Annotated in this window: 10 protein-coding genes, 1 pseudogene and 1 riboswitch; of the genes and pseudogenes, 6 read left to right on the top strand and 5 right to left on the bottom strand. The window is 54.1% G+C overall.

Annotated elements, in window-relative coordinates; all coding sequences use genetic code 11:
* Positions 1-26: 26 nt before the first annotated feature.
* Both gyrB and ppk1 read left to right on the top strand, forming a co-directional pair.
* On the top strand, positions 27-1,982 hold the full coding sequence (gene gyrB, locus KK078_RS17885) for a DNA topoisomerase (ATP-hydrolyzing) subunit B (RefSeq protein WP_254091672.1): 1,956 nt from the start codon (positions 27-29) through the stop codon (positions 1,980-1,982).
* Between the two features lie 84 nt (positions 1,983-2,066).
* Positions 2,067-4,199: a polyphosphate kinase 1 gene (gene ppk1, locus KK078_RS17880; RefSeq protein ID WP_254091671.1), complete on the top strand. Its 2,133-nt coding sequence runs from the start codon at positions 2,067-2,069 to the stop codon at positions 4,197-4,199.
* A gap of 73 nt (positions 4,200-4,272) precedes the next feature.
* On the opposite strand, the gene KK078_RS17875 is transcribed toward ppk1, so the two are convergent.
* The 4 genes from KK078_RS17875 to KK078_RS17860 form a co-directional block, all read right to left on the bottom strand.
* Positions 4,273-5,214 (bottom strand): PorP/SprF family type IX secretion system membrane protein, encoded by a 942-nt coding sequence (locus tag KK078_RS17875; RefSeq protein ID WP_254091670.1) that lies wholly within the window; start codon positions 5,212-5,214, stop codon positions 4,273-4,275.
* Positions 5,215-5,225: 11 nt separating this feature from the next.
* The gene (locus KK078_RS17870; RefSeq protein ID WP_254091669.1) at positions 5,226-11,813 is read right to left on the bottom strand and encodes a T9SS type B sorting domain-containing protein; all 6,588 of its coding nucleotides are present in this window, start codon (positions 11,811-11,813) and stop codon (positions 5,226-5,228) included.
* A gap of 274 nt (positions 11,814-12,087) precedes the next feature.
* On the bottom strand, positions 12,088-15,408 hold the full coding sequence (locus KK078_RS17865) for an FG-GAP-like repeat-containing protein (RefSeq protein ID WP_254091668.1): 3,321 nt from the start codon (positions 15,406-15,408) through the stop codon (positions 12,088-12,090).
* Between the two features lie 20 nt (positions 15,409-15,428).
* Positions 15,429-16,739, bottom strand: coding sequence for a PorP/SprF family type IX secretion system membrane protein (locus KK078_RS17860; RefSeq protein WP_262898717.1), 1,311 nt, complete (start codon positions 16,737-16,739; stop codon positions 15,429-15,431).
* Between the two features lie 238 nt (positions 16,740-16,977).
* Here KK078_RS17860 and KK078_RS17855 point away from each other — a divergent pair, with 238 nt between their 5' ends.
* Positions 16,978-17,787, top strand: coding sequence for an outer membrane beta-barrel protein (locus KK078_RS17855; protein WP_254091666.1), 810 nt, complete (start codon positions 16,978-16,980; stop codon positions 17,785-17,787).
* On the opposite strand, the gene KK078_RS17850 is transcribed toward KK078_RS17855, so the two are convergent.
* Complete coding sequence (locus tag KK078_RS17850; RefSeq protein WP_254091665.1) at positions 17,788-18,678, bottom strand: Ppx/GppA phosphatase family protein; 891 nt, start codon at positions 18,676-18,678, stop codon at positions 17,788-17,790.
* 59 nt (positions 18,679-18,737) lie between these two features.
* Positions 18,738-18,867: riboswitch (SAM riboswitch) on the top strand.
* A gap of 57 nt (positions 18,868-18,924) precedes the next feature.
* Between KK078_RS17850 and metH the strand changes: the two are divergent.
* From metH to KK078_RS17835, 3 genes and pseudogenes are all read left to right on the top strand, one after another.
* Positions 18,925-22,671 (top strand): annotated as a pseudogene (gene metH, locus KK078_RS17845) (methionine synthase).
* A gap of 48 nt (positions 22,672-22,719) precedes the next feature.
* Positions 22,720-23,676 carry a methylenetetrahydrofolate reductase [NAD(P)H] gene (metF, locus tag KK078_RS17840; protein ID WP_254091664.1) on the top strand — a complete coding sequence of 319 codons (957 nt, stop codon included), beginning with the start codon at positions 22,720-22,722 and terminating at the stop codon, positions 23,674-23,676.
* Between the two features lie 41 nt (positions 23,677-23,717).
* On the top strand, positions 23,718-25,163 hold the full coding sequence (locus tag KK078_RS17835) for a tetratricopeptide repeat protein (protein WP_254091663.1): 1,446 nt from the start codon (positions 23,718-23,720) through the stop codon (positions 25,161-25,163).
* The last annotated feature ends 18 nt before the right edge of the window (positions 25,164-25,181 follow it).

Below are 25,181 nucleotides of genomic sequence, written 5' to 3'. Positions count from 1 at the left end.
ATTTTTGACGGTTCTAAAAATCACAGATGAGCGAAGACAAAGGAAAAGTGCCTACCCAGTATTCAGCGAATAACATACAGGTTTTAGAGGGGTTGGAAGCGGTGCGAAAACGTCCCGCCATGTACATTGGTGACGTAGGCATCAAGGGCCTGCACCACCTGGTGTGGGAAGTCGTGGATAACTCCATCGACGAGGCGCTCGCAGGCTATTGCGACGAAATCTTTGTCACCGTGCACGAAGACAATTCCGTTTCTGTGTTGGACAACGGCCGGGGGATTCCCACCGACATGCACGAAAAAGAAAAACGCTCGGCACTGGAAGTTGTACTCACCGTGCTCCATGCCGGTGGTAAATTCGATAAAGACACCTACAAGGTCTCCGGCGGTCTGCACGGCGTAGGTGTATCCTGTGTGAACGCTCTGTCGCAAATGCTCCATGTCACCGTACAACGGGATGGAAAGATCTTCGAACAGGAGTATTCACGGGGAAATCCCCAATACCCGGTGCGCGTGATTGGCGAATCCGACCAGCACGGTACCAAGGTACACTTCCTGCCCGACAAAGAGATCTTTGCCAACTGGGAGTACAACTATGAAACCATCGCCACCCGCTTGCGCGAGCTGGCCTTTCTGAACCCGGGCATCCGCATCAACCTGTCGGACCTGCGCGAGAAAGACGAAAAGGGCGAAGTACGCAGCGACGTATTCCTGTCTGTCGGCGGCCTGCGCGAGTTTGTGGAATACATCGATTCTACGCGCGAGAAGCTGATTCCCGCGCCGATCTATATCGAAAACGACAAAGGCTCCATCCCCATCCAGGTGGCCATGAGCTACAACACCTCGTTCAGCGAAAACCTGGTGTCGTATGTAAACAACATCAACACCCACGAAGGGGGAACCCACGTGGCCGGCTTCCGCCGTGCCCTGACGCGTACGCTGAAAGGCTATGCCGAAAAGTCGGGCATGCTGGAGAAGGTAAAAATAGACATCAACGGCGACGACTTCCGCGAAGGCCTCACGGCCGTGATCTCCGTTAAAGTCGCTGAGCCTCAGTTCGAAGGACAGACCAAAACCAAGCTCGGTAACTCCGACGCCATGGGCGTTGTAGACGGTGCCGTCGGCGAGGTGCTGCAAACCTACCTGGAGGAGCATCCGCGCGAAGCCAAGCTCATTGTTAACAAAGTGATCCTGGCCGCACAGGCGCGGTATGCCGCCCGTAAAGCCCGGGAGATGGTGCAACGCAAGAACGTATTGAGCGGCACAGGCCTGCCGGGTAAGCTGGCGGACTGCTCCAGCTCTGACGCTACCGTTTGCGAGCTCTACCTCGTCGAAGGTGACTCCGCAGGGGGATCGGCAAAACAAGGCCGCGACCGTAACTTCCAGGCCATCCTGCCGCTGCGCGGTAAGATCCTGAACGTAGAGAAGGCCCAGGAACACAAGATCTACGAAAACGAAGAGATCAAGAATATGATCACGGCCCTCGGCGTAACGTTTGGTACGCCAGAAGACGAGAAGGGGCTGAACATGACAAAGCTGCGTTACCACAAGGTCATCATCATGACCGATGCCGACGTGGACGGTAGCCATATTCGTACACTTATCCTCACCTTCTTCTTCCGCTATATGCGTGACCTGATCGAGAACGGCTATGTATACATTGCCTTGCCGCCGCTCTACCTGGTGAAAAAAGGAAAAGAAGAACGCTACTGCTGGACAGAAGAAGAACGCATTGCGCTGGTAGCCGAGCTGGGCGGAGGCAAAGAAGACTCTGTGAACGTGCAGCGCTACAAAGGTCTGGGTGAAATGAACCCCGAGCAATTGTGGACCACCACCATGGATCCTTCGAAGCGCTCGCTCAAACAAGTGAGCATTGAATCTGCTGCCGAAGCCGATCACCTGTTCTCCATGTTGATGGGAGACGAGGTGGCGCCCCGGCGGGACTTTATCGAGAAGAACGCGAAATACGCGCGCATCGATATTTAATAGAGCACTCTAAACAAGCATGCGGTTCACAGTACACGATTGTTATCGTGCGCTGTGAACCGTGACATTTTACCCCTAGTTGCCATGGATGAACTGCAAGTATCCCAGGACAGTAAGTTAGCCCAACAAAAGATTGACGAAAGCAACTACATCAGCCGCGACCTCAGCTGGCTGAAGTTCAACTACCGCGTCCTCGACCAGGCCCGGCACATCGAGCGCAGTGTGTTCGATCGCCTCAAGTTCCTGGCCATTACCGCCAATAACCTCGATGAGTTCTGTACCATTCGCCTCGGTAGCTTGTATAACTACCTGGACTACGGCAAAGAGCGTTTTGACTACAACGGCCTGCGCGAAGAGCCCTTCCGTAAGCTGTTGCTCGGCGAGACAAAGAAGTTTTACCACGACCAGAACGAGTATTATAATAAACTCAAACCACAGTTTGAGGAGAATGGGTTTACCATAGCGTCGTACAACGATCTGTCGGTGGAAGATACCCAGCGCGTGGCCGATTATTTCAACCGGACGATCTTCCCGATGCTGACGCCGATGGTCTTTGACAACTACCACACTTTCCCGGTGTTGATGAACAACCGCCTGTTGTTTGGCGTGGTGACTAAAAGCGACAACGAAGGCCCGACCAACCAGCGCGTGTCGTTCATCCAGGTGCCGCAAAACCTGCCGCGCTTTTACGAGATTGACCACGACGATGACATGATTCTGTTTGTGCCCATTGAAGAAATTATCCGGCACAAAATTCATAACCTCTTCCGCAATGTGGAGATTGAGGCGGTCAATCTGTTCCGCATCAACCGGAACGGCGACTTTACCCTGGAAGAAAGCGAAGACATCGAGTCCAACTTCCTCGAAGACCTCAAGCGCAAGCTCAAGACCCGCCGCAGCGGCCGGGTGGTGCGCCTGGAGATCGAGGAAAATCCCGACCCCTGGCTGATGCGGGTGCTCAAAATTCAGTGGGACCTGGACGAATACAATATATTCTATATTCCGCAAGGCGGCCTGCCCGAATTGTCGGGTTTGAACCAGATCGTCGGTCATAAGGAATTCAAAAGTAAGCGTGCACAGATGCCCGCGCCGGTCAAACCGCTGAACTTCCCGGAGCAAGGGAGCCGCGATCTGTTCGAAGTACTGAAAGAGCGCGACATCCTGCTGCACCATCCGTATAACTCCATGGAGCCTGTGCTGGAACTACTGGAGAAGGCGGCCGACGACCCGTATGTGCTGTCCATCAAGATCACGATCTATCGTGTCGCAAAGGAATCACGTGTCACGAATGCGCTGCTGCGTGCTGCCGAAAATGGCAAACACGTGTCGGTGTTGTTTGAGGTGAAGGCCCGGTTTGACGAAGAGAATAACCTGCGCGAGGCACAACGTCTGCAAAAGGCAGGATGCTACGTAATCTACGGTGTCAGCAGCCTGAAGACACACACCAAATTGCTGCTCATTGTCCGCAAGGAGGGCGACGACCAGGTGTACCGGTACGTGCACCTGTCCAGCGGTAACTACAACGAGTCTACATCGCGGTTGTATGTAGACATTGGGTTGCTGACCACCAAGGAAGTATATGGCAACGACGTGTCGGAATTCTTCAACGTCATCACCGGTCATTCGCAACCGTCTACCTACCGCAACCTGATCACCTCCCCCCGCGACATGCGCATACAACTGTGTAACCTCGTAAAACGCGAGGCGGAAAATGCGCGTAACGGTGTTCCCGCTGGCATCGTGATCAAGCTCAACTCTTTACAGGATAAGGAACTGATCGATGAGCTGTACGCTGCTTCGCAAGCCGGCGTGACCATCAAGCTGATCGTTCGCGGCATGTGCAGCCTGCGCCCGGGACGCAAAGGGCTTAGCGAAAACATCCAGGTGATCTCCATTGTCGGCGAATACCTCGAGCACTCACGCATTTATTACTTCCGCAACGCCGACAACCCCAAGGTTTACATCGGCAGCGCCGATGCCATGGTGCGCAGCTTCGACCGCCGCATTGAATCGCTCTTCCTGCTCGACGACGATTTCCTGAAGAAGCAGGCTATCAATAACCTGCGGTACAACCTGAAGGACAACGTTAATGCCTACATCATGCAGGAAGACGGCAGCTACCTCATAAAAGAGCTGGATGGTGAGCCATCCTTCAACATTCACAAGGAGTTTTACAAAGTGACGCGCGAGATCGTCATGGAGGCCCGGCTCTTCTAAGCCGGAGAGAGCTAAGGAATAAAAAAAGGCTCGCCAAAAATTTGGCGAGCCTTTTTTATGATGATATCAGCGGTTAGCGATAGCTGTAATACGACGGACATTCGGGGTTTTTGTGCACACCCCGGATGATCGAGCGGAAGTTCAGGACAAACTCGTGCGATCCGTTCGAGAACTTATTCAGCGCGGACGATGTCCAGTCATACGAATAGGCAAAGTGGATCTTCTCTGTAAGCTTCAGGTCGAGGAAGCCGATAAACGCGTCGCTGCTACGCCAGGCAGCACCGATGCTGAAGATGTCGTAGATCGTAATAGCGTTGTTGATATCGATGCTCAGGGGCTGGCCTTCCTGCGAACGCAGCAGGAAGGACGGGTTCCATTTCACCTTCCCGGCACGGTCCAGCGGGATGTAGACGCCCGAGCGCAGCATATAGTAACGTCTTTCGATCACCTCAGTGAGGGCGCCTTCGAAGCCGCCGTTCTTGTTCGACTTGCTGTTGATAATGAACGGTACGGACAGGCCCACGAAGAAATTCTTCTTGTTAAAGAACAGGCCCGCGCCAAAGTTGGGCTTGAACGTGTTCATGGACAGGAACGAACCGGGGTCGTCGTCTTGCAGGCTGAGCTTGCTGTAGTCAGCGCCCAGCAATGTAAACCCGGCCTGAAGGCCCATCGACAGGGTTGCCTGGCCCATGTGGATCTTATAGGCATAGCTGCCGTACACGTGGTTGTTCCCATAGCTGCCGATCTCGTCGCGGTTCACCATCAGACCGACGCCGATCTTGTTTTTCATCAGGGCTGTGTGTCCCGAGAAGGAGAACGTGCGCGGAGCTCCCGGAAAGTTAACCCATTGGTTGCGGTACAACGCCGTGGCACTGAACTGCACGTGTGCACCGGCGTACGCGGGGTTGATCGCCAGCTCGTTAAAAAAGTACTGCGTAAACACCGGGTACTGCTGGGCACGGCAGACTCCCGTAACGAAGAGCAGCAGACAACTGAGGTAAAAAAGTCGCATCATGTCGTGGTAGTTTAGTTGACGATCTCCAGATAACCCGCAAGCGGTTTCGACCCGTTGCGCTTATCGATCACATAGAAGTAAGTACCGTCTGGTAGGTTCGTACCCATGGGGCTCACGCCGCGGTTCGAAATACCATCAAACAATACTGTATTGTTGTTGTACCCTTCCGCCTGGTACACCAGTGTACCGGCGCGGTTGAAGATCCGCACGATGTTGCTCTCGAACTCTTCGATACAATCGATGTGGAAGTAGCTGTTCCGGTCATCACCGTTGCGCGAGATACCGTTGAACGGATGGATCTCGGTGCCCACCTGGAACGATTCGGTCGCCGAGCATCCCAGCAGCGTCGTTACGGTCACCGTGTACTGCTCCGTGCCCTTGCTGGAGATCAACCCGTTTTGCTTGGGGTCGCCATAAACCACCTGGTTGCCGTTGATGACCCACATGATCTCGCCGATATCGACAGCGTTCGTGAGGAGGAGCGCCACGGTACCGTCGGGGTTGCCGCAGGAGGCCGGTGTAACCTCCAGGTCAAACTCCGGGAACGTCGGTATAAATTCCAGCTGCTTGAATACCAGGTCGGACTCGCAGAAGGTCGTACGATCGATCGCAATCACGCCATAGGGAACCTGGGCGGCGAGGCCGTCGCGGAAGTCGCCTACCACATCCGGTGAAACAACTTCGGTGTCAGGCTTGTTGGTGGTGTTGTCGTACCACTGGAAGATGTAGTCCTGTATGTTACCCCCCACGGAGGCGGACATCGAGCCGTTACTGCCGGCATCGTTGTTTTCATCACACTCGGTAACCTGTGACAGGATCTCGATCGAGGGCACCGGCACGGGCAGGGGCTGGTACGGGATCGTCACCATGGCGCTGTCCATACAGCCCGAGATCAGGTCGATCGCCAGCACGGTATATTTAAAGTCACCCGGCTTCAGGTTGTCGGCCATGAAGTCTGTGCGGAACGCCGCCACCGGGTTCAGCGGGTGTGCCGACGGTTCTTCAAACCAGCTGAACTGGTAGTTCACGACGTCGCCGTTCACACTGGCAGACGCCATGCCGTTCGGGATCAACGGATCGCAATTCGATACCGGGGCCATCAGCTGCGTGGTGATCGGCACTGCTGGTAATACTCTTTCCAGGATCACCCGGGCGGTATCGCTCTTACAAGCGTTGCGCGCACCGACGCGGGTATCGATCTTATCAAAGGCTACTACCTTGAGCTCGCGGCCGGCATACTCCGACGTGAGATTTTCAAGCGAGCGGCCGATGCCGATCAGGTTTTCGTCTTCGTCGTACCACTCGAACGTGTAGTTGTCCTGGATGACCGGACGGGGCTGACCGGCCAGCGGATCGGAAGGCGGCAATACGCCGGCCGACGATACACGGGCAAAGGTCGAGCCGTTTTCGACGATGTTCGGCGTCAGGAATACGTTCACGCAGTTGGTGATCGGCAGCGCCGACGCGGCTACCTGGAACTTGATGGTATCCATCGGCACGGTATAGGTGTCTTCGATCCAGCAGTTGTTGTCCGGGTTCAGTACGCGTACGGTAAAGTCGTTGACCGAAAGTTGGTTGGCCAGAGTGCTGGTGGTGCCGAGCGTAGGTCCTTGTACCGGCGTCGGGTTGCGCACGCCGCTATTGTCGTAGCCAAACCACGTGAACTGGTAGTCGCTGCCCGTTTCAGGCAGGCCTTTTACTTCCAGGAAGCCGGTGATAGGGTCTACGCACATGATCTCGGTGCGGAAGCTTGTCAGCTCCACATCCACGGTACCGATGGTCTGGTCTTCGATGGTGAAGTCTTGTTTCACTTCACAGCCGGTGGAGGTGTACCGCGCAATGGCCGTATACTTACCGGAATCCAGGGCAGTGTGGTGGAAAGCCGGGACAGGATTAGCCAGGGCTGTGCCATCACGGTCCAGCCACGAGAAAGTAAAGCCTCCGAACGGATCCAATACCGGCGCTTCATCTTTCACGATCCGCACAAACCTGGCGGTACCGTTGGTCATGATCGCAGAAGTCGGGCTGCCCGGGATACAGTCGGTGATAGCCGTTGTCACTAAGTCGCCGTTGACCAGGCGAAGGTCTTGCTCGATGGTCGGTACGAGGAACGTAGCGCTGCCGCGGCAGCCTTCGTTGATGGCTGTCGTCGTGACGAAGGTTACCTCGTAGCCTAACTCGTTCTCCTCCAGGTTAATGGCGTCTTTATTATTGGTGCCGGTCAGTTTCGACAACGGCAGGGGATTGCCGGTGTCTTTATCGATCCATGTAAATGAATAGTTGGCAGGATTGTCAGCGATTCCGGGCAGCCCGGGGTTTCCTTTCTTCACGCCTACAAAGATGCTTCCGCTTCCACCCAGCGTGCGGTCACAGTTCATGTCGGCCGTTACAGCGCTCACATCGCCGTCTAGTGTCACCGGCTTGATGTCGCGGCTCAGGGTGATGGTTTTCGCATAGCGACAGTTAAGCAGTATATCATTCTTCTTGTTAACCGCTACCACGGTATAGGTCGTCGGATCCAACGGATAATCGGTGTCGAATTTCGTGTCTGCCGTATTATCAACGAAGTTAACAAAGAACGGGGCCGTATGTGTAGTATAAGGATTCGCCGCATCCGGATCTTTCGAGCCTCTGTATACCAATACATCGTAGTCCGGGTCGACGTAGCCGACGGAGCGGTTAAGCGTAACATGAAGCGCGCCCCCGGGCAGGTCGCATTTCTGGATCTTATCGGCTACGACGTCGAGCGTATGGCCGTTCTGATACGGTATAGTGCCGTATACGGTAGTGTCGCAACCGTTGGTCGGATTGGTGATCTTTATCGTGTACGGTAAAGCATCGCCGACGATGAAGTCGGTAAATCCACCAAGCGTTTGTTTCGAGGCAACACCGTTTGTCTGCCAGTCAAAATTAAATCCGCCGGCAGGGGTGGGTGATGTTACTTCGATATACAAAATACCGTCACCGCTGTTCTGACAGTTGGAGGCAGCCTTGGGTGTCGGCCATGCTATAACAAGATTGTCGACCATATCGGCAACCTTCACCGCCACGGGCAGGGACCGGCAGGTATACTCCGTATGGACCGCCACAACCTGATAGTTGCCGGGCTCGAGCCCTTCCAGGGTGCCGTCAGTATCCGGCAAGGTCGTGTTCGTGTCGAGATTCTTCCATTCGAACGTATAGTCGCTCAGGCTGGTGCCGGCGTTCACCGAGGTGATCTCGATCTTGCCGTTGACCGGCGCGCAGCTGCTCTTGGCGGTAGCCGTAGGCGTTATCTCGACCTTTATACGACGGTCAAGCACCCGCACGGTATCTGTTTTCGAGCAGGTCGTGGAAGGCTCGGTCACTAGTACCGTATAGAGCCCGGCTTTGATGTCTTCCAGTGTGGCGCTTGTAGCGCCGGAAATAGCCTCGCTGGGAATGGCGCTTCCGCCCTCATACCACTGATAGGTCAGCGGAGTGGCTGTCGTACCGGTAGCGGTGACACTAACCATGCCGGTAGGCGCGTCTTTGTCACACGACAGCTGGTTGTCGCTGGCCATGGCGGTGATCGTCGGAGGAAGGGTTCGGGTCACCGTCACCGTAGTTTTTGCCTCACACTCGGTAGTGTTGTTGATGGCCACCACGGTGTATTTCTGGGGGCGCAGATTATCGTAGAACGGTGAGTTGGCTTTATTCGGCGTCGGGCGCACGGTTGAACCGTCGTACCAGTTGAAGGTGTAACCGGTGGTCTGGCCGTCGGCTTGTGCGTCGATCCTGCCGGTGTTGGCGCTGGAACAGCTGATAGTTTGAATGACCGTGCTGATCACCGGCAGTTTTTGATCTTTCTTGATCTCGCCGGTTGAGAAGCTGGGGCACCCCGTTTTTTTATCCTGAGCCATTACCGTATAGCTGCCTTCGGCCAGCCCCGTCAGATCCAGGTCATAGCCCAGCGTATCGTTTAGGGAAACCGGAAACCACATAATGTCATACTTGGTAGGATCGTCTAATTTAGCCCGCAGATGCCCGTTCGTGTTATTACAGTTCGTGTAATCGCTGATGAGGTCGATGGTCACATTTGCTTTAGGGGCGACGCGGTCTTCGACAATAACATGAAGTGTATCAGAACCGCATTTGGCCGTCTTATGTACAGCGTAGACGGTATATTCTCCTGCCGGAAGCTTGGAATAAGCAAACCCTTTATAGTTGGCAGCGGAAGGCAAACCTGCGTCGTGGCCGTTAAACCAGTAGAAGTCATAATTCACGGAGTCTTTACCCGGGCCATAGGCCTTCGCTATACCCTTATCCGGAATAACCACTCCACCGGGAGGGGCAGGGCATTTTAAATTGTGTATAACGGCCGTAGTGATCGAGGCCAATTCGGGATTGACCGGAGCATTCAGCAAGTTATCGCCATAATCACACTCCATAATCCTGCCCGGCTGTTTGGTAATATCCAGGGGGATCGTGGTGCCGTTGTCGTTCACCGAAACGTATAGATTGAACGATGATCCCGGCCCGGCGATCGTAACCTTGTGTGTGATCGTATCGCCCGGTGCCATATCGGCCAATGTGATCGTTGTCGTAGAAATTTTTACCGCGGACGTCGTGCGCGGATCGCCATTATAGAAGGTCACCTTCAGCCCCCCGGAGATGGCAATGTCACCCTTGTTCCGGAACTTAAACGTCACACCGACTTTGTTGTCCGGACAGGTAGGCGCCTCGATTTTGAGTTGCCCGCCGGTCGGGTCGCTCGGGTCAAACGGAACGACCGAAAGGTTGGGCGCCGCGTATGACGGACATCCATAGGAGTTCAGGAACGGAGCCTGGTTGAGGAAGTTGTTCAAGGGACGGCTCAGCTTATCGACCGAACAGACCGCATTCGTAGAATATACCAGGTGGTGTTGCTGGATCTGCTTGGGAATGGTCAGGTCGTCATTGACGTTTACCACAAAATAGCCGTGCTGGTTCCATACTTTACGGGCGGGCACCCAGGGTACGTTGGCCGATTCGTAGACGCGCACTTCGGCATCGTTATAAAGGGTCAGGTTCCGTCCGAATTGAGATTCGTCGGTAGAGCATACAACACAAATTTCCGTGGATCCGTCGCCGTTCATGTCGGCTACGATCGGGTATTCATTGGAGGTACGCGATGCGCATCGTATCGGCGTACTCCGCGTTACATTGCCGGAGGCGTCGGTCGTATAAATGTAGAGGTAGTCTTCGTCGCGATAGACAATTTCCGATTTGCCGTCGGCGTTAAAGTCGAACATCGTACAGCCCGTAAAGCCGGAGGTCTGTTCTGTAACATTTTCAACCCAAAGCTGCTCCAGACTGGTAGGGCCTTCTTTGAGCGCGTATAGCTGCCCTCCCGATACGTATACGGCGTTCATTTTACCGTCGCCGTCAATGTCTGCGATATTGATACGGCCGGTTCCATTGCCCCAACCGTTTGTATAATATGTCTTATCGATATAGGTCTTCACCACGTCGTGCTCGACATCCCAAAAGAAGATGGTGGTATTTTTGTCGTTACCGCCGGTGGACCCGGTAGTCACTACATCCAGGAAGCCATCCAGGTTAAAGTCGGCAATGCTTGTGCCGCTGCCCTTGGTGCGTCCCAGGCGTACATAATAATCGGATACGCTCTTCGTCAGTGTTACCGAGCTGGTGGACGGGGGGATAACGCCGGTGGGGAGGGTCGCACCGGGTGCTGCCGGGCGATTGATATTGACTGAGTAAATGCGACAGCCCGCTATGAGCTCCTGATTGGGGGAGGCTGTCAGGATATTCGCGGCAATCGGTCCATTGCTGGCTTCCGCGAAGATGATATCGGGAGCTGCCCCCATGAGCGTCCCCGTATGCGCATCATAAATTCTTGTACGGACGTACAATTCCACCGCGCCGTCGCCGTCAAAGTCGGTCAGGCCGAGCGTGCCCGGGTAATCGCCACCGAAGTCGATAGGGTTATTCCAGACCTTTTTACCGGTACAGTCGTAGGCAATCAGCTTGTAGCCTTTTCCATCGGAATTAGCGTGTAGAATAAAGAACTCGGTGCAACCATCTTTGTTGATGTCGCCCATGGCGATGTCCTCGAATGCAGGCTTGAATCCGTCGGCTAACAAGTCGATCTGTTTGTCGATGGTAAGCGTAGTACCTGCGGCCGGTGCTTGCAACACGTTGACTACACCCACGGTCGGACTGCCGTCGCCGTTACGGAACGTGGTAACTAGCTCCGGCACTCCGTCGCTATCGACATCCCCGACAATCAACCGGTTCACGTGGTTTGCCGTGCCGGGCTGAGACTTGTATTTAAGCTTCATCTCAAACGGAGGGAAGGTCTCCGGCTTAACTTCACAGGTAACAGGCTTGCCAATGAAAAAGTCCTTACAAACCGTGCTCAAGGAACACTCCTTGTCATAACAGTCGATGAAACGGTCACCGTCATCATCGATGCCGTTGTCGCAGATTTCGCAGGTCTTGGTAGGACATTCAGTCTTGTCAAGACAGTCAATAAGACCGTTGCCGTTGTTGTCCTGGTTGTCGTTGCAAATCTCCTGTGCGTGGGAATATCCAGCACTAAGGCAGAACAGGGTGATCAGGAAGAAAAGCTTCTTCATAGGCGAAAAGAAATTATGTACAAATCTAAAACACATGCCCCTAACTATGGCTGCTCTGAAATCCATATTTCGGTAACTGGTCATGTAAGGAAAAATACCCGAATGACACTTTATGTAGGTATAATGTAATCATCACAAGTATTACCTCGACACTTTTATCGCAACCTATAGGGGATTGTAACCACGCGATGTAAGATTTGGACCCGATTTGACCATTCTGCCAGGGCGGTAATCGACGGCCTGCAAAAAACTACCGGCAGACGGCAGGTATATCCTAACGCAACAATGTAATGCTGCCGGCACGCGGGGTGCTTTCTTCGCCGTCGCAGCGGATAATATAGAAGTACACACCGTCGGGCAGTTGCTTGCCGTTAAACGTGCCGTTCCAGTCGTTGTGGTAAGGTTTGGCCTCGAAGACCTTTACGCCCTTGTCGTCGTAAATAACCACCCCGCACTGTGCATAATTCAGGATTTCGTCTACCTGCCACTGTTCATTAGGGCCATCGTTGTTCGGGGAGAAGAAGTTATGCGGATTCAGCTTGGTGACGATAGCTTCTCCTACTACCTGTAAAATAAAGGTGCCCGAGCCGGGGCACCCGTTGGCGCCGGTACCCGTCACGGTATACTCCGTCGTGGTAACGGGCTGTGCAACAGGGTTGGGGACCGTTGCGTCGGAAAGCGACTCGAACGGGGTCCACTGATATGTGTCGAGCCCGGATGCAGTCAACTGCGAGGTTTCGCCCTCGTTGATCCGCTCCGGTGTGCCGGTGACAATTACTTCCGGCGCCTCGAGTTGCGCAACCGCCTGACTCTTGGTAGCCACACATCCGGGTACGTCTGCAAAGGCAATGTCTACCGTGTACGTACCCCCGTCGGCAGCCTCGATCAAAGGCGTTGTCTCGCCGGTGGACCATGTATAACTGCTGATAGAAGCGGTGCTGGACACTTCCAGCGGAAGCGTTGTGCCTTCGCAAAATTCGAAGACATTGTCGGGGGTGACAATCGACGCAACCGGAGAAAGCGTGACATCGATTGTCTTCGGAGCGGATGTCGCTTTACAGGCATTGTTACCGTAGTGGATCGATAACTGCACCGTCCTGACGCCCGGCGAAGAATAGCTGGTTTCCGGATCTTTTTTGGTAGAGCCCGCCGAGGGGTTTCCGACATCAAATGACCACTCATAAACCGGCGTGGCATTGGGATCGAGGGTGGAATTATCCTTAAATGCAACAACTTGGTCGGTACACGCCTTCGCGGGAATAATAATTTCTACGACGGGCTTTGTCGTGATAGTTACCTTAACGGAAGGCGTCTTAAAGGAGCCGCACCCAGTGCTGCTGGCCTCGACGTAGTAGTTGCCATTCGTGCTGGTCTCGGTGACGATCGGGGGCGATACCGCGCCTGATCCGATACTGACGACATTCCCCTCTTTAAACCACTTGTATGTAAAAGCCATGGGCGCTTCGTCCAGTTGCAGCGTAAAGTTCGGGTCGTCGATACAAGCCACGACAGCAGCAGGCCCGCTGATCTTGAAGCTCGTAGAGGGTATTTCGATCACTTCTACAAGGGTTCGCCCTTTGCCGGCTACGCAACCGCCTTTGGTTGCTTCTACCGTATACTCGCCTGCCTGTGCCACACCGGTAGCCAGAAAGGGCGGAGGTGAGTTGCTGGTGGTCGTTTGAGCATAACCGTTAGGACCTGTCCAGGAATAAGACACGCCGCTGGTGGAGCCGCCGGCGGAAAGCGTAATTTCAGTGTTTTTACAGACCGGCCCGTTGTTGGATGGGTTTAGTGTTACAGCGCTTTCTGTTGAAATAGTAACGTTTACACTTTCAGAAGACAAAGCACAGCTCCCCGCGGTGCAGGAGGCACCACCTTCGGTGCGAATGGTCACCGTATAGGCTCCTGAGTTGGCCACGGTGGCGTTGATCCTGTAGCGGTATTGATCTTTGCCGCAGGCTACTGTCACACCACCTTTCTTCCACTCGTAAAATGCCCCCGGCGACCATGTGGCAGTAAGGGTGTCGGCACCAACACCTGTACACAAAGAGAAGTCCTCTTTAGGGTCAATTTTAGGCATTACACATGACTTGTTCCGCAGAATGGAAAGCTGCGGGGCAGTAACATCAGCGCCAGGGAAAACGATATCCGGCTTGCCATCGCCATCCATATCGCCCACGCGCACGTATTTGCTTACCAGGGGAGTGGTGACGGGGATACCCGTAAACGAAAGAGAACCCGGTGTACTATTATTATTCAGGATGGTCAGCGCGCGATTGAACTGATTGCAACCCATGACAATATCGATTTTTCCGTCGCCATCCACATCGCCGAAGTCCATACCTTCCCGGCCGACCTCGGAATTGATACCAACAGGCGAAGCAAAGCTGAAGGTGGAACTACTGCTCGTGTTTCGGGCGAGATACGTTCCCCCCGACAGACTGTTAAAGGCGATATCGGCTTTGCCGTCGCCATCAAGATCACCTACCCGCATGCTTTGCACGGTTCGACCGTCGATAGAGTATTTCGTAACAGAACCGAATGAGATCGTTCCCGACGTACTTTGATTGGGGAAGATCCACAGGTTGTTGTGGTTGGGTTCCTGTAGTTGGCTTACCATGATCTCGGGGCGACCATCGCCGTTCACGTCCTGAACGGCAAGAGCATTCGTACCTTTAAATGTCGAGACGCCGCCAACAACATCCGGCGCGGCAACGAGCACGACCGGTGCTTCGTTGAACGAGAGCGCGGTGCCCGTGCTTGTATTGCGCAAAATACCTAACGTGTTGTTTTCCGTCCGGTTCGAAATGACAAGATCAGGACGTCCGTCCAGGTCGATATCATTGATCTCCACGTCGGCCATGGCCCAGCCCGGCACCGTGATGGGAATCACCGTAAACGTGGAGCCGTTCGCATTCTGGAGAACATAAACCTTTTCCGCAGCGCTCGCATTCCCCGTGCCAGTCACCACGACGTCTTTCCAGCCGTCGCCATTCAAATCGTCGCACTTTACATGAAGTGAAAGCGTGCTGAAGCCCGGCCCGGGCAAGACAATTCTGTTCAGAGCCACGGTGCCGGCACCCGCGGTGCTGTTGTTCTGGTATACAGAGAGCGTACTTACGCCGCTGTGGGTTGTAATGACTTCCGATAAACCATCGTTGTTGAGATCACAAAGGCAAAGGTCGTCGACACCTTTGTCGGCGGAATAATCCTGCCGTGCGTCGAACGAAGCAACTGTCGTGGGGTGCTCGCCGCTAAAGCTTAGTAAAAATGGATTCGGAGAATATGCCGTCAGGTGTGATGTCAGATTTGTCACCGTCAGGTGACTGTAGGTCGTGCCGGCGGGTACCCGGACTTTCAGTGTTTGATCGGTCGCCGATTCAACCGTGCCCTGCACGGCGCCGAAATGGACCAATAACTTTGTCTTATCACCGCCAAAGGAGTTACCCTTGATCAGGATAAGCTGACCGGTGCTGCCGGAGACCTGTTCAATGCCCTGGATCACGGGGCGCTGGCCCCACGAAACGGTAACAAGCAGCAGGAAAAATCCGGCCAGGAGAGTGGTCTTTACTGTCGGTGCCAATGCCTGTTTCATATTCGGACTATAAATGCATTCTATTTCTCTCCGGTAACCACCAGCAGACGAGCCTGTTTGATTTTGGTATAGGTTTTCAGGTTCTTGATCTCCTCGTGCGCTTCCGACGCCTTCGTCGTTTCCAATACGTGCACATAGTACTTGCGGTCCTGCGGGTTGTAGAAAATATCGCCGTTGAACTGCTCGTTCTGCAGACGGCGTTTATAGGCGTCCGCCTGATTAAAGTCGACAAAGACCTTGACCACAACAAAGTAACGCTTCGTGGCAGACTCCGTCTGGTTGATCTCGTTTGGATCTGTCGTTCCTTCCTGGAAGCGTGCGGTATGTTTTTCTGCCGGGTTTTTCGTCAGCGTAGAGCGGAGTACCGGGGCAACCCGCTTGAATTTTTTCTTCTTACCCAGTTGCAGCCCCAGCATAAACTCATGGGTACCTTGCGAAAAGCCCTCTTCCGGTTGATTCACCGGCTCGTACGAGTAGGCCATGATGAACCGGTTTATCTTCAGTCCTGTATTGCCCGTTAGCCCGTAGGGCAACCGGTAGGAGCCCCCCAGCCAGAAATGTTCGGACAGGTTGATCTTCCCGAGCAGCTCGAATTGACTGGTGCCGAACTTCGAATATTTATAGTTGAAGTAAAACTCCAGCGGAGCGATCGTCTCCTTGGTCTTAACCTTTCGCTTGACATTGCCCTGGCGTTTGCTGACGATCTTACTTTCAACCTTCCGTTTGTAGTAAACCGTAACAAAAACATTGTCGGCTGGCGACACCGTCGTATTCGTAAAGCTGCCCGGATTGTTAAACTTCGGCGGGAACAGTTGCGGCAACGCAAAGCCCAGGTTTATACCCGATCCAGACCGGTAGAGCATGCCAAAGCTCGATACCGGCTGCATGTTGGCGGTATAGTCCGCCAGTGCGGGGTCGTTGGGGTCGCTTATTTTGGCCATGTCTATCGAGTTCGAAATGGCCCCGCCGGACAGGCCGAACATCAGCCAGTTCTTTTGCCCCACGGGCATGGCATACGCGTAGGATAATGTGATGTCGTTCGTCGTCAGCAGCCCGCGTTTGTAGGACGAGATCTTACCGCCAAACCCCGCGCGGCTTTCGTTCACCATGGTGTTGAACGTCAGCGCCGAAACCGTCGGGGCGCCTTCGATCCCGGTCCATTGCTGGCGGTGCAGGGCGTACACATACGTGTAGTCTGTCACAGCCTCGGCCGGGTTGTAGAGGTACGGATTGATAAAGAAATTATTATAAACAGGGAAATTCTGGGCATGAACGGACGTCATGCAAAGAAGCAGGGAGAGGGCAACACAAAAGTTAAAAAAATAAGTCATCTACGTCCATTCATATGGGCAATAGTTCGAAGGTCACCAAAAAAAATCAGGCTCTGCCTCCTGGTTAGTCAACTTAGATGCCATCCGCCTTCGAGTGTTGCATCCGGAGTTATGTACGTTTGTAGTAAACTCACGAATATACGGCGTTTTTCTGGTTTATTGGCAGATACTCCGCGTTAACTTGGGTGAAATGAAGTATTTTTGTGTCGAATTAAACGTATTTCAAATTACACGTATAGTGAAAATAGGTTTACCCGTATTCTTTCTGCTGCTTTTGACTGTTGTGGAAGTGGCTGACGCACAAATTCTTGTAGGACCAGTGGCCGGAGCCAATTATTCCTGGGTTTCGTTCGGCGACAAGGATTTGAAAGACGAATATAAGATCAAGGGAAAGTATGGCTACCATTTCGGTGCACACTGTGCATTTCGTGTACGGAAGCGTTTTTTCTTACATTCATCACTCATCTATTCGACAAAGGGACGTACCATGGAAGGGAAGGTGTCGCCGCTGAAATATGAGATGACATACCGTTACATGGAGCTTCCGCTGGTGTACACCGCTTATTTTAAAGGTCACGTCGGTCAAAAGGAATTTAAATATTCGCTCGGCGTAGGCCCCAATATATCCTACTGGCTTGGCGGCAAAGGCACGATTGAAAGTAACGACACACACGAGTTTAGCAACGGCGATGTCGTTGTGCCCGTTAAAGTGGTCTTCAACAAATCGCCGGAATCGGCCACGCAACACGAAGTAGTCATAGAAAAACCTACGCGCTTGCAATTGGGGCTGAACTTTACGGCAGGCTTTCTGTTCGAGCCCGTGCCCGACCGCGAGATCGTTCTGACCGTGCGCTACGAGCTCGGCCACAGTTACCTCAGCAAGGAAAGCGACGGGGCGTTTGATCCTTCGCTGATCCCCACCTGGCAGGAGCCGCTCAAGGTACGCAACCAGGGTTTCCGCGTATCCCTGGCTTACCTGATCGACCTGAAGGTTGAGAATCGCAAGAAAGGAAAGAGCACCAACGATCCGAGAAAACGGAGGTATTGATCAGAACAGCTTTGGCTGCAGTTTGTTCTTTTCGTAGAGGTACAGCATAATACCGTCCTTGAGACCGACCTCGGGCACGAGAATGCTGCTGGCGCGCGCCCATTCCATCACTTTGATATAGATGTTGCTGGCGGGGATGATCACATCCGCCCGATCGGGGTTCATCTGCAGTTTGTAAATGCGGTCTTCGATCGAATACGCATTCACCATATCACGCGTCTCCCGGATCTTTCGCAGGGAGACGGTCTTGCCGGGTTTGGATTGTGCCAGGTCGAAAAGCTTGCTGATGTTACCGCCGGTACCGACGGCGGTCACCTTGCCGTAGCTCTTTTTGATGTGCTCCCTGATCCAACGCTCCATGTCCTCCCAGACCAGCGGCGAGTCGTTGTTTTCCAGCACCCGCACCGAGCCGATCTTGAAAGACCGGGTCTGGATCTTCTGCCCGCCTGCGTACAGGTTGAGCTCGGTACTACCACCGCCCACATCGATGTGCAGGTACGTCTTGTCGGTCAGGTAAGAATGTATCGCGCGATTGATCAGCTCCGCCTCGCGGTTGCCGTCGATCACGTGAATGATCACGCCGAGCTCGTCCAATACCTGCTGCGCCAGGTCGGCGCCGTTCTCCGCTTCGCGCATGGCCGAGGTGGCACAGAACATGTAATCATCCACCTCGTAAAGCTCCAGTAATAGTTTGTAGGTGGTCATCAGCTTACGGAACTTCTCCATGCTCCTGGCGCTGATCCGCCCCGTCGTAAAGACATCATGCCCCAGGCGTAACGGGAAGCGTACATACTCGAGCTTCTTAAAAACAACCTGCGCGGCATTATCCAACGCGGTGGAGACTTGAAAACGGATGGCGTTGGAACCAATGTCTATCGCGGCGAGCTTCATGCGAGTCAAAATTAAGCTATTGCCTTTTTATTTTAAGCGCTTATTGTTTTTCTTTGCAAGGCTTATTCAGAAAGACGGAGGGATTGGGCCCTGTGAAGTCTTAGCATCCTATCCTCTAACGTTTGCATGAGGGTGTTGTGCTAAATCCCACTCCGGGCGTCGATCACCCATGCCAGGAAAAGATAGGCACCCCGTCTCAACCACGGCTCTCTGGATAGCACGAATCTGAAAACTATGGAGGGCTTTATGAAGATCCAGGACATCCTAAAAGAACGCATCATGATCATCGATGGCGCTATGGGCACGATGATCCAGCGGCACACGCTGACAGAAGAAGATTTTCGCGGTGAACGTTTCAAGAACCACGCGCATCCGCTGAAAGGCAACAACGATATCCTGTCCATCACCCGTCCCGACATCATCCGCGACATCCATCGCCTGTATTTTGAGGCGGGCGCCGATATCATCGAAACCAACACTTTCAGTGGCACGACCATTGCCCAGGCAGACTACCACCTGGAAGATGCCGTCTACGACATCAACTACGAGTCCGCACGCATTGCACGCGCGGTAGCCGACGAGTTCACAGCCCGCGAGCCGCACAAGCCACGGTTCGTCGCGGGGGCGATGGGTCCGACAAACAAGACGGCCTCCCTGTCGCCCGATGTAAACAACCCGGGCTTTCGAGCCATTACGTTCGACGAACTGGTTGTAGCCTTTAAAGAACAGGCCAAAGGGCTGATAGACGGCGGGGTAGACCTGCTGCTCCTCGAAACGATCATCGATACCCTCAACGTCAAGGCTGCCTTGTTTGGCATTCAGGAGTTATTCGACGAGATCGGCCGCGAGCTGCCCATCATGGTGTCGGGCACCATTACCGATGCCAGCGGACGCACCTTGTCCGGGCAGACGACCGAAGCATTTCTCGTCTCGGTATCGCACGTGCCGTTGCTCAGCATCGGCTTGAACTGCGCCCTCGGCGCAAGTGCGTTGCGCCCGTACCTGCAAGTGCTCAAAGAGCAGGCGCCGTTCTTCGTAAGCGCATACCCGAACGCCGGCCTTCCCAACGAATTCGGTCAGTATGATCAGTCCGCGGACGAGATGGGTGCACAAGTGGAAGAATTTCTGAAAGAAGGGCTTGTCAACATCCTCGGCGGCTGCTGCGGCACAACGCCCGACCACATCCACCGCATCGCGGAGATCGCCAAAAAGTATACGCCCCGGCAGGTAGCGGAAACCGAGCTGGTATAATTAGTAAACAGATCACAACAGACCCTCCCAGATTCCCCCGGGGGAAGCGGGCCTTGGATATCAAATATGAATTATCGACTGAAACTCAGCGGTCTGGAAGCCGTTGAAATTACGCCCAACTCCAACTTTGTCAACATCGGCGAGCGGACCAACGTAACAGGGTCCGCCAAATTCCTGAAACTGATCAAGGAAGATAAATTCGAAGAAGCGCTCGAAGTAGCGCTCGATCAGGTGCGGGGCGGAGCCCAGGTCATCGACGTCAACATGGACGAAGGCATGCTCGATGCCCAGGCGGCCATGGTGCGGTACCTCAACCTCATGGCCTCCGAGCCCGAGATCGCCCGCATACCCGTGATGGTCGACTCGTCCAAGTGGGACGTGATCGAAGCCGGCTTAAAATGCCTGCAAGGCAAAGGCATCGTAAACTCGATCAGCCTCAAATCAGGTGAAGAAGAATTTATACGTCAGGCCAAACTGGTGAAACGCTATGGCGCGGCTGTCGTGGTCATGGCCTTTGACGAGCAGGGCCAGGCCGATACCTACGAGCGTCGTATTTCCATCTGCCAGCGCGCGTACGACATCATGGTCAACGTGGTGAAGTTTCCGCCACAGGATATCATCTTCGATCCCAATATCTTCCCGGTAGCCACCGGCATTGAAGAACACCGTAATTATGCCATCGACTTCTTCAACGCCACCCGGTGGATCCGTGAGAACCTGCCCGGGGCGCACGTAAGCGGTGGGGTGAGCAACGTGTCGTTCAGCTTCCGCGGCAACCAGAAGGTCCGCGAAGCCATGCACTCCGTCTTCCTCTATCATGCCATCCGCCACGGCATGGACATGGGTATCGTCAATCCCACCATGCTCGAAGTATACGACCAGATCGACAAAGAGCTGCTCGAGCGGGTAGAAGATGTATTGCTAAACCGCCGCGACGACGCAACGGAACGCCTGCTGGAATTTGCAGAGACCGTAAAAGGCGCCGCCAAAAAGAAAGAGCAGGACGACGAGTGGCGTAAAGGCACCGTGGAAGAACGGCTCACGCATGCGCTCGTCAAGGGCATCATCGATTTTATCGATCACGACACCGAAGAGGCCCGCCAGAAATACGGCCGCCCGCTGTTCGTCATCGAAGGACCGCTCATGGCCGGCATGAACGTCGTGGGTGACCTCTTCGGGGCCGGCAAGATGTTCCTGCCGCAGGTCGTAAAGAGCGCCCGCGTGATGAAAAAATCCGTGGCCTACCTCACGCCCTACCTGGAAGAAGAAAAACGCCTCAACGGTACCACCCAGCAGTCGGCCGCCAGGGTGCTCATGGCCACCGTAAAAGGTGACGTACACGACATCGGTAAGAATATCGTGGGTGTGGTGCTGGCGTGTAACAACTACGAAGTGGTAGACCTCGGTGTCATGGTCCCCTCTGAGAAGATCCTCGAGGCTGCCCGCCGGGAGAAGGTAGATGTCATTGGCCTCAGCGGTCTGATCACGCCCTCCCTGGATGAAATGGTACACGTAGCCCGCGAAATGCAGCGGGAGAAAATGGACCTGCCGCTGCTGATCGGCGGCGCCACTACCTCGCGCATCCACACGGCGGTAAAGATCGACCCCGTATACGACGGCCCCGTGGTACACGTGCTCGACGCCTCGCGCTCCGTGCCCGTGGCCAGTGAGTTGATCAGCACCTCGACGCGGGCATCCTTCCAACAGAAAATGAAGGATGAATATGCCAAACTGCGCGTGGATCACGAAAGCCGCAAACAGACCAAGAGCTATATCACGTTGGAAGAGGCCCGGAAAAATCCGGTAAAGATCGATTGGAGCGCCACGCAATATGCCACACCGAAGTTCACCGGCAGAAAAGAACTCATAGCCTACCCGCTGGACGAGATCCGGCCGTATATCGACTGGACTCCGTTCTTTCAGACGTGGATGCTCGCCGGCCGCTATCCCGGCATCTTCCAGGACACCGTTGTAGGCACAGAGGCTAAAAAGTTGTACGACGACGCCAACAAGATGCTCGACGAGATCATCCGTGATAAAAGCTTACAAGCCAACGGTGTGCTTGCATTTTTCCCGGCGGTCAACACGGGCGACGACATCGACCTGTTCCAGGCGCAGGGAGACACAGCTCCCTTTGCCACCTTCCACTTCCTGCGGCAGCAAAACAAGAAGGCGCAAGGCTTGCCCAACTTCTGCCTGTCAGACTTTGTCTCGCCCGAACGGGGCAAAGACTACTTCGGTATGTTTGCCGTCACCACCGGCCTCGGGCTGGAGAAGCTGGTCGACCGCTATAAGGCCGAGCAGGACGACTACTCCGAGATCATGGCAAAGGCCCTGGCCGACCGGTTGGCTGAAGCCTTTGCCGAGCTGCTGCACGAGAAGGTCCGCAAAGAGTATTGGGGCTATGCACAAGATGAGAAGCTCACCAACGAAGACCTGATCGAGGAGAAGTATAAAGGCATACGGCCCGCCCCGGGCTACCCGGCATGCCCCGACCATACTGAAAAGAGGTTGCTGTTCGACATCCTGCAAGCCGAGCCGGTGGGCATTCAACTTACGGAGTCCTATGCCATGTATCCGGCCGCGGCTGTCAGTGGCTTTTATTTCGCGCATCCCGACTCGAAATACTTCGGCCTCGGGAAGATCGAAAAAGACCAGGTTACCGAATACGCCCGGCGCAAGAACATGCCGGTGGAAGAAATCGAAAGGTGGCTGTCACCCAACCTGAGCTACGACCTGTAAGATCGCCGCGCCACATCTATAACTGTAAAAAAGAAAATTATCTGAGCTATGAAGGTCATTGACCACCTGCGAAACGCCAACGGAAAGACGCTGTTCACACTGGAGATTCTGCCGCCGCTGAAAGGCGAGAACATCAAGAACCTGTTCGGCAACATCGACCCGCTCATGGAGTTCAAGCCACCGTTCATAGACGTTACCTATCACCGCGAAGAATACGTATACAAAAAGAAGGAGGGCGGCCTGCTCGAAAAGAGCACCACCCGCAAGCGTCCCGGCACGGTGGGCATTTGTGCGGCCATTCAAAACCACTACAAGGTAGACACGGTACCGCACATCATTTGCGGTGGCTTTAGCCGCGAAGAGACCGAGAACGCCCTGATCGACTTGCACTTCCTCGGGGTCGATAACGTCCTTTTGCTGCAGGGCGATGCGATCAAAAGCGAAGCCCGGTTTGTACCCGAGCCCGATGGCCATCGCTACGCGTCCGAGCTGCTCGAACAGGTCGTAAAAATGAACCGCGGTGTTTACCTCGACGAAGAGCTCGAAACCGCCGCCCCTACAGGTTTCTGCATCGGCGTGGCGGGCTATCCCGAGAAGCATTTTAATGCTCCTAACCTGAAGACCGATCTCAAATACCTGAAACTTAAGGTAGACATGGGAGCACAGTATGTGGTCACGCAGATGTTCTTTGACAACCAGAAATACTTTGATTTTGTAGACCGTTGCCGGGAAGCAGACATCCATGTGCCGATTATTCCAGGTATTAAACCGCTCACAGGCAAGGCGCAATTGACCGTTCTTCCTAAAACATTCAACATTGATATACCCGAGGCGCTTGTCGACGAAGCTGAAAAGTGCAGGGATAATGCTGCTGTCAAAGAGTTGGGCATTGCCTGGTGCATCGAGCAATCGAAAGAATTGATCAAAAAGGGTGTTCCAACACTCCATTTTTATTCCATGGGTAAATCCGATCCGATCTATCGCATAGCAAAAGAATTATTTTAACCTATATTAGCGGCTTGTTTGCCTGCTGGTATTGTGTTCTGATGAAGATTTTTGCTGTACTTGTGTTAAGTGTTTTAGGGCTGTCGGTTACCGGCATCGCCCAGCAGAGTAAGATCGATTCACTTCTGAAATCACTACCTGCCGTAGTCGACCCGCTTCAGCGCGTTGACCAGCTCAATAGCATTGCGACATTTTACACGCGTACGTCTGTAGAAGAAGCCGAGAAGATCGTGCGCGAGTCCATCGGCCGTGCGCGTGAGGCGCACTATAAAAAGGGTTTGGCCGACGCGCTTAAGATTGCCGGCGTGATCTATTACGTTCGGAGCGAATACACCGCTGCCACCGAATATTACTACCAGTCGCTCAAGCTATACGAAGAGCTGAAAGACTTCGGCGGCGAGGCGAAAATTTTACATAACCTGGCCCTCATCTTCAATCTCAATAAAGAATACGAACAGGCCTATACGTTCGCGCGACGCTCCATCGGGTTAAAACGAAAAATGGGTGATAGCCTTGGCGTTGCAAATTCGCTCCTGTCGATAGCGGATTACTACACCGGCACGGGCAAGTACGAACAGGCGCTCCGGACAGGACAAACCGCCCTGGAGCGATACAAGGGATTGCACGATGATGTAGGGATCAGCCACGCGTTGTTACAGATAGGAGAGGTATATGCCCGGCAGCGGGACTTCCCCGCAGCCACATCGTTCTACAAGCAGGGCCTGCAGCAGGCACAACGAATAGAAGATAACCTGCAGATCACCGCATCCTATAAAAAGCTTGGCGAGATGTTCCTCGCCCAGGAGCAATATGACTCCGCTTATGATTACCTGCGGGCCACCATTGCGGTAGCACACCGGCATCACATCCGCCGCGAGGAGGTCGAAGCCATGCGGTTCCTGGCCACATGTTTTGAAAAGACCGGAGATCTTGATTCGGCGCTGTACTATACACGCGCCCTGGCAACCCTGGAGCAGGAGATCTATGGCCGGCAAAGCAAAGAGCAGATCGCCACCATACAAGTGATCTACGAATTTGAAAAGAAGGAGCAGGAGCTGGGATTCCAAAAGCGTATTGTGCGGCGTCAGTACATCGCGATCGCCGGCGTAACCGTGATCCTGATCCTGGCCATCATGCTCGGCTATAAATTCTATGGCCTGAATAAAAGCAACGCCGAAGCCAAGGACGCACTTCTGAAGCTCAACCACGAGGTCAACCAGATGAACGAAAACCTCGAGTCCATGGTGCGCGAGCGGACCGAGGAGATCGCCGCCAAAAATCAACGGCTGCTGGAGTACGCATTCTTTACCGCGCACGAGGTGCGAGGCCCGCTGGCCAGAATATTAGGCCTCGTGGAACTGGCCAAGCTTCAGGAGCTGCGCCACGAGCATGAGGAGATCATCGTCCGCCTGCAGGAAGCCGCCAATGAGCTGGACGAGGTCATTCGCATCATCAACCGCAAGCTGGAAAGCACCAAACGGCTGTAGCCTGGCGTCCGTTTGCGG

The organism is Dawidia soli, assembly GCF_018598185.1.
GTDB lineage: Bacteria > Bacteroidota > Bacteroidia > Cytophagales > Cyclobacteriaceae > Ohtaekwangia > Ohtaekwangia soli.
Note: the sequence above shows the minus strand (reverse complement) of the source record. Positions and strands in the feature narration are given on the sequence as shown.

Coding starts and splice junctions, on each gene's coding strand:
- gyrB (WP_254091672.1), top strand. CDS start 27: ATGAGCGAAGACAAAGGAAAAGTGCCTACCCAGTATTCAGCGAATAAC.
- ppk1 (WP_254091671.1), top strand. CDS start 2,067: ATGGATGAACTGCAAGTATCCCAGGACAGTAAGTTAGCCCAACAAAAG.
- KK078_RS17875 (WP_254091670.1), bottom strand. CDS start 5,214: ATGATGCGACTTTTTTACCTCAGTTGTCTGCTGCTCTTCGTTACGGGA.
- KK078_RS17870 (WP_254091669.1), bottom strand. CDS start 11,813: ATGAAGAAGCTTTTCTTCCTGATCACCCTGTTCTGCCTTAGTGCTGGA.
- KK078_RS17865 (WP_254091668.1), bottom strand. CDS start 15,408: ATGAAACAGGCATTGGCACCGACAGTAAAGACCACTCTCCTGGCCGGA.
- KK078_RS17860 (WP_262898717.1), bottom strand. CDS start 16,739: ATGACTTATTTTTTTAACTTTTGTGTTGCCCTCTCCCTGCTTCTTTGC.
- KK078_RS17850 (WP_254091665.1), bottom strand. CDS start 18,678: ATGAAGCTCGCCGCGATAGACATTGGTTCCAACGCCATCCGTTTTCAA.
- metF (WP_254091664.1), top strand. CDS start 22,720: ATGAAGGTCATTGACCACCTGCGAAACGCCAACGGAAAGACGCTGTTC.
- KK078_RS17835 (WP_254091663.1), top strand. CDS start 23,718: ATGAAGATTTTTGCTGTACTTGTGTTAAGTGTTTTAGGGCTGTCGGTT.